Origin of the sequence: Pseudothermotoga sp. (assembly GCA_025060105.1) — a bacterium.
Classification (GTDB): domain Bacteria; phylum Thermotogota; class Thermotogae; order Thermotogales; family DSM-5069; genus Pseudothermotoga_A.
The window spans coordinates 206,900-215,413 of sequence record JANXCS010000004.1; the positions used below are offsets into that span (position 1 = coordinate 206,900).

Annotated in this window: 7 protein-coding genes; 4 read left to right on the forward strand and 3 right to left on the reverse strand. The window is 44.7% G+C overall.

Annotated elements, in window-relative coordinates:
* Window position 1: 1 nt before the first annotated feature.
* The gene (locus tag NZ875_05765; GenBank protein MCS7175241.1) at window positions 2-1,723 is read left to right on the forward strand and encodes a CehA/McbA family metallohydrolase; all 1,722 of its coding nucleotides are present in this window, start codon (window positions 2-4) and stop codon (window positions 1,721-1,723) included.
* Window positions 1,720-2,382, forward strand: a complete 663-nt coding sequence (gene tsaB, locus NZ875_05770) for a tRNA (adenosine(37)-N6)-threonylcarbamoyltransferase complex dimerization subunit type 1 TsaB (protein MCS7175242.1) — start codon at window positions 1,720-1,722, stop codon at window positions 2,380-2,382. The genes NZ875_05765 and tsaB overlap by 4 nt, the downstream gene beginning before the upstream one ends.
* On the opposite strand, the gene NZ875_05775 is transcribed toward tsaB, so the two are convergent.
* Both NZ875_05775 and NZ875_05780 read right to left on the reverse strand, forming a co-directional pair.
* On the reverse strand, window positions 2,379-4,754 hold the full coding sequence (locus NZ875_05775) for an AAA family ATPase (GenBank protein MCS7175243.1): 2,376 nt from the start codon (window positions 4,752-4,754) through the stop codon (window positions 2,379-2,381). The genes tsaB and NZ875_05775 overlap by 4 nt on opposite strands.
* A 293-nt stretch (window positions 4,755-5,047) precedes the next feature.
* Window positions 5,048-5,803, reverse strand: coding sequence for an FMN-binding protein (locus tag NZ875_05780; GenBank protein ID MCS7175244.1), 756 nt, complete (start codon window positions 5,801-5,803; stop codon window positions 5,048-5,050).
* Window positions 5,804-6,111: 308 nt separating this feature from the next.
* On the opposite strand from NZ875_05780, the gene mgtE reads away from it, so the two are divergent.
* Window positions 6,112-7,455: a magnesium transporter gene (gene mgtE / locus NZ875_05785; GenBank protein MCS7175245.1), complete on the forward strand. Its 1,344-nt coding sequence runs from the start codon at window positions 6,112-6,114 to the stop codon at window positions 7,453-7,455.
* Between the two features lie 80 nt (window positions 7,456-7,535).
* Window positions 7,536-7,736 carry a cold-shock protein gene (locus NZ875_05790; GenBank protein MCS7175246.1) on the forward strand — a complete coding sequence of 67 codons (201 nt, stop codon included), beginning with the start codon at window positions 7,536-7,538 and terminating at the stop codon, window positions 7,734-7,736.
* A 50-nt stretch (window positions 7,737-7,786) separates the two neighbouring features.
* Here the strand turns inward: NZ875_05790 and NZ875_05795 are convergent, their stop codons facing one another.
* Complete coding sequence (locus tag NZ875_05795; GenBank protein MCS7175247.1) at window positions 7,787-8,317, reverse strand: hypothetical protein; 531 nt, start codon at window positions 8,315-8,317, stop codon at window positions 7,787-7,789.
* Window positions 8,318-8,514 lie beyond the last annotated feature (197 nt).

The window sequence follows — 8,514 nt, forward strand, 5'->3', positions numbered from 1 at the left end:
CGTGCGAAAATTGTTCTTAACTGTTCTACTAGTGACAGTTACTTTGGGTTTTGGATATCGATTCTATTTTGCAAATCTCCATGCTCACACATCCTATTCGGATGGAACAGGTACACCCGAAGAAGCTTTCAAACATGCAAAAAGCTACGTTCAAATTCAAGCAATAACAGATCACGCGGAATACTTCTCACAAAAATTGAACGGCAAAGATAAGTTGAGTCTCATCAAACAATCTGCGCTGACAGCATCGGAAGATGATCGGTTCTTGGCGCTGTGGGGTTTTGAATGGACTGGAGGAGTTGGTCACATCAACGTTTATTGTACGGACGAGTGGATAGATAGAACGTACAATTTGAATGAACTGTACGGCTGGATCATTAAGAACAAGGCCCTCGCGCAGTTCAACCATCCCATCGCCACGTTCGGAACTTTCTACGATTTTGATTACGATCCAAAAGTAGACGAATACATCAACCTGATCGAAGTTGGCAACGGAAGCTGGCGAGGTCGAACGATGAGCGACGAAATGTTATCCAATTATATTCTGGCGTTGAAAAAAGGCTGGCATCTCGGCGCTACGGCAGGGCAGGATAACCACAAGGGTAACTGGGGATCTTCGAACGATACACGCACAGTCATACTGACAGATAAATTGACTTTCGAATCGGTACTCGAAGCTCTGTGGAACAGACGTACTTACGCTTCCGAAGATAAAGATGCGAAACTCTGGTTTTCGTGCGATTCCTTCCCCATGGGTTCGATCGTGATGGCGCGCGAACGTTGTAAACTCGCTATTCGCTGTGAAGACGATGAACCTTTTGAAAAACTGTACCTCATTTCCGAGAGCGGCACAGTAACAGAATGGACAGTGCAAAAACCTTACTTTGAGGTCGAGATAGAGTTGGTCACACCAGACATCAACGAGTGGTACTTCGTTTTCGCCGTTCAAAAGGATGGAGACAGGATCGTTTCTTCACCCATATGGCTCAGAAAGCTGGATATTTACCCACTCAACGTGAGGATCACGAACCAGCCAAAAACGCTGAACCTTTCCTTTGATCTGGTCAACATTTCTAATGAGGCAACCGAAGCCGAAATAAAAATTACTGTCGCCAACAAGTGTGAAACATTTACGACCAAAATGGAGCCAAGAAGCAAACTCACTTTCAACAAAACTTACAGTGATTTGACCTCTGGTCTCATCGATGTTCGCATCGATATCAACGGCTTATTAGGTTGGAGAGGCACAACACAAATCGTAGGAGAAACTATGCTTCTGGACGTCAGTCACGACAACGATGAACCCAAAATCAACAAATGGCTCTCAGAAGTTTCCAAAACTGTTGGGATTCACATCGAACTGAACAACAGATACTTCAAAAAAGTTCCAGCACAGAAAATTGTGATCTTGCCCCTTCCGAAAAAAACGAGTTTCGCTGAAAGCAGACGGCTCAACGACTTAGAGATAGAAATTCTCAAACAACATCTCTCTTTGGATGGAAAGATAGCGATGATAGCTTTCGACGGGTGCTTAATTGAAGAAAGCTTCTCTCGCTTTCTGAAAGAGGTAGATGACCGACTGAATCTGGTGGAAGCAAATGGCTCTGTGTTCATTGGTGTTGATGGAAGATTGTTCAAGCAGTACAGATCGAACCGATTTTTCTTCGCAAGGATCGATTCTCCCGAAGATGTGAAATTCCTTCTTGAGGAGATGTTGAGATGAAAATCTTCGCGCTCGACACATCCACCGAACAGATCTGTCTCGCTTACTGTGATAACAAAAATACGTACTCTGCCTCATACTCTGGTGAATCAAGGCACATCGTAAAACTCGCACCGATGATAGAATCTTTCTCCAAGCTTGCGAGTATAAATTTCGAAGAAGTAGACGTGTTGGCGTGCGGCATAGGACCTGGCAGTTTGACTGGTTTAAGGATAGGTATCGCCACCGTTCAGGGTATAGCGTGTGCATTCAAAAAGAAGATCGTCCCAGTAGTTTCTTCAAAAATACTGGCTATGAATTTCATCTATCATGTTGGAGACATAGTCGTCGTGAAGCACGCTCGAGAGGGCTTTGTCTATTTTTCTTGCTATAGAAAAGGTGAAGAAACGGTGGCTCCCAAAATACTCAGCGTTCAAGAAGCCATCGAAACGGTTTCCACTCTGGAAAATCCCATATTCGTTGGGGATGCGAAGGACTTTTTCAAGAATTACGGTGAAGTGGTACCCAGTGAATTGGAAGTCCTTAGAGGCGAATTGTTACTCAAAGAAACTCTGAGAAACTTCGAAAAAAACTTGGTGCTTGAACCGCACCAAGTTGAGCCGATGTATCTACAGAAATCGATCGCCGAAATGAACCTAGAAAAGCGCCTGAAAGGCTAGGATTTTTTTCTACGCCTTCGTTTCATTTTCGTGCTCTCCTGCTCAGCCTTTCTTGCTTGCTTCAAAGCTTGAACCACCAGGTAGTTCACCGAGTCTTTCTCGAACGTACCATCTTTGGTCATCTCTCCAGCTTTTTTGCCTGTGAAGAGTTCTATGGCTTGATCTATGTGTTCTATAGCCCAAATATGAAATTCTCCCTTTTTGATGCTCTCTAAAATTTCATCTTTCAAAATCAAATTCTTCAGATTCGATTTTGGAATGACGACACCTTGAGTTCCCGTAAATCCGCGCAATTTACAAGCTCTGTAAAATCCTTCAACTTTTTCAGTAACACCACCGACTGGCTGTACTTCACCGTGCTGGTTCATAGAACCAGTGACGGCTATATCCTGTCTCAGAGGCACATTCGCAATGGCTGAAATCAACGCTAGAACTTCCGCGATAGAAGCGCTGTCTCCCTCCACGATGCTGTACACTTGTTCGAAGCTCAAAGTTGCGTTGAGACTTAGGCGAACGTGCTTAGAATATCTTTCTCTGAAGAAACCCTCTATAGTCAGTACAGCCTTGTTATGGATGTTACCACTCAGATCGACTTCTCTTTGTATATCTATAACTCCGCCTTCGCCCAAGTGAACCTTCGCGGTTATTTTCACCGGAACGCCGAAAGAATGATCTTTCAAATCTATCACCGTGAGACCATTGACTTGTCCCACTCGAGTTCCTTCGGTTTCGATCATCAAGTCTCGGGTTTTAATGTGTTCATCGTATTTGGTTTGTAGCAAACTTACCCTCTCTTCACGTTGTTTCATCGCCTCATCGACGTGTTCTTTTTTTACCACTTTTGAACCCTCTTTGATAGCGATATTACACGCTTCTCTCACGAGACTGCTTATCTCACCGAATCTGACGGAAAGCTTCGTTTTATCACCTGCGAGCCTCGATGAATACCAAAGCACCTTTTCCACTGCAGCCCTCTCCAAGTGGGGTGTGTCCAATCTACAGCAAGTGGAAGAGATGAAGCCCAAGTACTTTCTCACATTTTCCTCGTTTGCCTCCATTTCCCAATCGAACTCGCTTTTTATTCTGAACAATTTTTCTGCATCCTCATCGTAAATGTGAAGCAAATAGTAGAGTCTCGGTGAGCATATGAGAAAGACTTTAACATTCAACGGTATAGGCTGAGGCCTGAGAGAAACGATGCTCGACAGACCGAGGGCAGATTCCAAATTCTCCACCACTATTTGTTCCGTCATGAGGCATCTTTTAACGTATTCCCAAGCGTAAGGATATCTCAAGACGTTCTCCGCCTCCAATATGAGGAAACCTCCGTTTGCACGGTGGAAAGCTCCAGGCTTGATCATCGTGAAATCAGTAAAAAGCATCCCGCTCTTACTGTAATACTCAACTTTTCCCGCGAGATTGGCATAGGTGGGGTTTCTCTCGAATACGACCGGTGCACCCACCGTAGCGGAGTTGTCTACAACGAGGTTGACTGAGTATCTCTTCTTGAAAGCTTGACGAACTTCTTGATCCTCACTGCGCAGCTGTGTTAGATTCTCAAGTATGTCGTTTTGGACGTTCGCTAGATATCTCAAAATGAGCGAGTTCGATTCGTATTGACTCTTCAATTCCTCGAACATCGCGCCGATCGTGAACAGGGCGGCTTCTTTGTCGAGGGCCATGAGCTTCTCTCTGTACTCTCTGTCGAGTTTACGCGATTTGTAAAGTGTACCCTCCACGATGAGCTTCAGCTTTCGACTGTTCTCGTTGAAAACTTGTCGTATCTCTTCTGGCAGAGATTCGAAAACCTCAGGTGTGACAGGTTTTCCATCGTAAACAGGCACGCTCACCACACCTGTTGGAGTCACCTGAACTGCGAAACCTAGTTCCGTGGCTTTTTGCTTCAGTTCTTCCCAAAGCTTCGTTCTCTTCTGTATGTATTCATCTTCAAGCTCAGATTTTTTCCTCCCATATTCCTCGCTCTCGAATATCTTTTCCAAAGCATCCATCACTTCGTCGATGAGCTGTTGCATATCTTGCTTGAAAGTCCTACCCCTGCCAGGTTCCAAAGAAATCGCCTCAGGTTCCGATGGGTTGGAGAAGTTGTACACGTATATCCAATCTTTTGGCGTTTGCATCGACGCAGCTACGTACTGCAGATAAGATGTAACGAAACTCCTCCTTCCAGTACCCGGCAATCCCACCACAAAAACGTTGAAACCTTTCTCCTTTATTTCTAAAGCTTGTTCGACTGCCTTCCGTGCGCGATCTTGTCCTATGAATCCATGCGCCGGTTCTATTTCCTCGGTCGTTTTGAATTTCGGCAGATACTGACATTTGTAAGCCAGATCACGGTGAGAAACTTTCATCATCGAAAACACCCCACCCTCAAGAGCGCGAAAAACAACCAGAGCAAGAAGAGCAACTAACGTTACATGAACCAGCTGTCCCCTTCAATTGAACCCGGGGAATTTGTTTTTCCATCTCCACATCACACTTTGGACACTTGGGATTTTCTTCATTCATGCGCATCAAGAAGGTTTGTTCTTCTCCACATTTGGGACAAATGTATCTGTAAATCGGCATATTTCGCCACCTCCAGTTCAAGTATAAAACGAAAGGGGCGCTTCCAGCGCCCCACTCAAGATTCAGATTCATTTCTCACTCATTGACGTGCCTTTGCCCATTCTAGAGCTCTCTGTACAGCCTGAATGAATTTGTTGGAACTGGATGTGGCTCCCGTATAGACATCCACTTGATACGTTTGTTTCTCAATGATGGCCTTGGCTATGGCTTCCTTGGCCTGATGAAATTCTGGCCAGGGATAATCTCCACCTTTGAAAACCCACACCTGTCTACCAGCTGCATCCAAAACAGGTTTACCATCTTTGAGAGAAGGCGTCGTTTCCTCGAAGACCACTTTAATTATCTTGTCGTTCTCGATCGTGACCCAAGCGACCGCATGACCTCTGGCTGTGAAGTCAGAAACGCCCATGAAAGTTCCACTCAAATACTTTGTCTGGGACGGTTCAACCTTGGCTTTTTCAAGAGCGAACTTGACGGCCTCCATCACTTTCTTAGAAGTACCAGTTGCTCCAGTGAACACGTCCACTTGCCAACTGTTTGCTTCAACTATGCGTTTTGCTAGTGTTTCGTGAGCTTGCTTCAATATTGGAAAGTATGCGCCATAAACATCGTAGAGTTTTTCTACACCGAAACCATCGAATTCCTTGATCGCCACGTTCTTGATCTTATCATTTTCGATAGTTAAAGTCACCACAACGTAACCGTACTTGTCTCCCTGAGAAGCTGCGACGAACGTTCCATCCCTATGAACCTTGCTCGCACTGTTACCATACATGAACACTATCAAGACCAACGAAAGAGCGGTGATCAAAGATGGAATGAGGAATCTCTTCAAAAAGATCACTCCTTTCAAATAGATTCAGTATATTTTTACATTTTGTATTTTACCACATATGCACGAAAGTGCAATGTTATTTTCTTTAATGTTACTCATCAGTAACTCACAGCCGATGCAAACCGATTTCACTTTTACAAAACTCTTAACTCTTTCATTCGCATATCTTCAATTTTCAAACAGCACCAGCTGGTGGTCCAAAACGTAAAATAAGTTTGAAGAAGTCTTTTTTGAGGAGGTGAAGTTCCTTGGAAGGTACCAGTAGTTCTCTGAGTTTACCGCCATAAATCGTGTCTGGAGGTGATCCGATGAAGGTTAGGGTGAAACTGGACATCAAAAATTTCATTGAAAGAGGAGATTTTCGCACGTTGAAGATGATCCTTTCTCAACAAGAACCTGCAGACATACTCGAAATGATTGAAGAGTTGCCCCCAGATGAAAAAATTGTCGTTTTTCGTTTACTTCCAAAAGATCAAGCTGCGATAGTCTTCAGTGAATTGGAACCAGACGATCAGATCGCACTCATAGAACTGTTCAAAGAAGAAAAGCTGAGAGAGATCATTTCTTCCATGAGTCCAGATGACCGCGCAGAATTACTCGAAGAAATGCCTGCAAATGTTGTTAACAAACTTCTGTCTTATTTGACCCCCGAGGAAAGAAGAGAAACCTTGTCTTTGCTCAACTATCCTGAGAATTCAGCTGGCCGTTTGACGACCCCAAAATGTGTCGAGTTGTACCCAGACACTGTCGTGAAGGAAGCTTTAGAGAAGATCAGGAAGGAGGGCAAGGACAAGGAAACGATCTATTTGATGCCAGTCATAGATCGACAAAGAAAACTTCTGGGTGTGGTGAGACTCGAAGATTTGATCTTCTCTGATCCAGACGCGCTCGTAGAACAAGTGATGGACGATCAACCCATCTACGTTTATGCGACCACGGACCAAGAAGAAGTGGCTCAGATCATGAGAAAATACGACTTGTTCGTTGTTCCTGTTGTTGACAGTGAACAAAGACTCGTAGGTATCATCACCATAGACGACGTCGTGGATGTCATAGACGAAGAGGCGACTGAAGATATTCAGAAGATGAGTTCCATCGTCACTACTGAACAACCATACTTTCACACTTCTGTCTGGCAGTTTTCTGTCAATCGTTTACCGTGGCTCGTGGCGCTGTTGTTGTTGGGTACTTTGAGCAGTGGTATCATAGCGAAATTCGAAGCATTGCTTGCCACACTGCCTATCATCGCTGCGTTCATGCCTGCAATGGTCGATACAGGAGGAAACATCGGTTCACAGATATCTGCACTCGTGATAAGGGGAATGGCGCTCGGAGAGATCGAACAGAAAGATTGGTGGAGGGTTATTCTCAGAGAATTGCTCATTGGCGCCATATTAGCATTCATTTTGGCAATAACCGTTTTGTTGCGCGCCATTTTCATCACCAGAGTAACGCAGATCATGCTCGCTGTTTCTACAGCTCTGTTCGTAGTGGTCGTGATTTCGAACATAATAGGAGCTTCTTTACCCTTCATTGCGAAAGCCATGAAGATCGATCCTGCCATCATGGCGGGGCCTTTGTTGACGACGATCGTGGACCTAATGGGCATATGGATATACTTCACCATAGCGAACTTGATGCTATCAGTTTGATCTTTACTTTTTCCAGCCATGGGGTGTATAATTGAGCTAAGCCCCAAAAGGGCAGTTTTTCGGTGAGGAGGAGTTGTGTCATGAGAGGTACTGTTAAGTGGTTTGACCCCAAAAAGGGGTACGGTTTTATAACCAAGAAGGAGGGTGGAGACGTCTTCGTCCACTGGTCAGCTGTGGAAATGGAAGGCTTCAAAACCCTCAAGGAAGGTCAGGAAGTCGAGTTTGAAATTCAAGAAGGTCCTAAAGGTCCCCAGGCTGCTCATGTTAAGGTTGTTAAGTGATTCCTGACCATAATTAAGCCCCGGTCAAAAACCGGGGCTTTCATTTTACCTTAGAACCTTACGCTCGCTATGACTCCCACCGGAATTGAGGTGATCGTAGAACTCTTGTAAGTTCTCATCTCAATACTAGCACCGAGGCCAACATTGAAATCTACCATATCGAAGACGTAGAACACACCTGCTCCAACTATGTAGCCGAGTTTGTTGAATTCTTTGAAGCCAGGTATGGATAGTCCACCGTAGCCTCTAACCATGACGGCAGAAAAATCATTGATCGGTATGAAATACTTAGCACTCACGATGAAGTCAAGCGTGTACTGCGTTGAACTTGCCGCACCTAAGAACGCTGTTGCGGTCGTCGCATCTGGAAGGAAGTATGCCAGACCCACACCTCCGCCAATTTGAACGCCTTGAGTAACCTCATACGCTAGTTGCAAGCCAAAGCTCAAGTAAGTTATGCTTGCTCCAACAGTTGGACTAGCACTGAGTGTGAAGTGATAACCTCCAAAGACATCGAGGTTGACTCCTGCCAAGGCTAGTACAGAAAAGAGTACGACAGTCAAAACGATGAGCTTTCTCATCTCAACTCCTCCTTTCTAGCAATCTTAAAAGGAGTATATCACAGTTTCATGCCTTTCTCGTAATGTAGTCTCATTTTTTGATTCTCCTCCAAGCCCAGTATTTCCTCAATCACACCTTCAGCCTGCTCGAGAGAATTTGTTCTGGGATCTCTCATCAAGAACTCTATCAACGCGGATTTGTCACCGTTCATGATCGC

What these genes read in the sequence shown, in the direction of transcription:
- tsaB (MCS7175242.1), top strand. Translation starts at nt 1,720, where the DNA reads ATGAAAATCTTCGCGCTCGACACATCCACCGAACAGATCTGTCTCGCT.
- NZ875_05775 (MCS7175243.1), bottom strand. Translation starts at nt 4,754, where the DNA reads ATGATGAAAGTTTCTCACCGTGATCTGGCTTACAAATGTCAGTATCTG.
- mgtE (MCS7175245.1), top strand. Translation starts at nt 6,112, where the DNA reads ATGAAGGTTAGGGTGAAACTGGACATCAAAAATTTCATTGAAAGAGGA.
- NZ875_05790 (MCS7175246.1), top strand. Translation starts at nt 7,536, where the DNA reads ATGAGAGGTACTGTTAAGTGGTTTGACCCCAAAAAGGGGTACGGTTTT.
- NZ875_05795 (MCS7175247.1), bottom strand. Translation starts at nt 8,317, where the DNA reads ATGAGAAAGCTCATCGTTTTGACTGTCGTACTCTTTTCTGTACTAGCC.